The organism is Vibrio sp. 1249-1 (assembly GCF_033340495.1).
In genome coordinates this window covers 1-625 of record NZ_JAWOWJ010000733.1, presented here as the reverse complement: position 1 = coordinate 625, position 625 = coordinate 1, and the positions used below count along the sequence as shown (strand labels likewise).

Sequence of the window (625 nt, the reverse complement as noted above, 5' to 3'; positions counted from 1 at the left end):
CCAACATTCGAGCGTTAGATTCGGGTGCAACTCCGGATATCTGTTTTGAGCAAATCGGAAAAATTCGAGCAAAGTACCCAGACCTGCCAATTGGTCTATTGATGTACGCCAATCTTGTATACTCACGCGGTATTGAGAGCTTCTACGAGCGCTGTGCAAAAGCGGGCATCGATTCCGTTCTCATTGCAGACGTTCCGACTAACGAAAGCGCAGAGTTCGTAGCCGCGGCAGAGAAATTTGGAATCCACCCAATCTTTATCGCACCACCAACGGCAAGTGACGAGACGCTAAAACAAGTTTCTGAATTAGGCGGTGGCTACACTTACCTGCTTTCACGCGCGGGTGTGACGGGTGCAGAAACCAAAGCTAACATGCCAGTTGACCATATGCTTGAAAAGCTAAACCAGTTTGATGCACCACCAGCGTTACTAGGTTTCGGCATTTCTGAACCAGCACAAGTAAAACAAGCCATTGAAGCGGGTGCTGCAGGTGCAATTTCGGGTTCAGCAGTCGTAAAAATCATCGAAGCACACGTAGAGGAACCGCAAATCATGCTCGATAAGCTTGGTGAATTTGTCTCAGCAATGAAAGCGGCAACTCAAAAGTAATCGACACCACAAGCTAA

At 47.8% G+C, this 625-nt stretch carries 1 protein-coding gene; it reads left to right on the top strand.

The window, feature by feature from the left end; all coding sequences use genetic code 11:
• A partial coding sequence (gene trpA / locus R7Z50_RS28615; protein ID WP_318149896.1) for a tryptophan synthase subunit alpha occupies window positions 1-608 on the top strand: 608 nt, incomplete at its 5' end.
• Window positions 609-625: the final 17 nt, after the last annotated feature.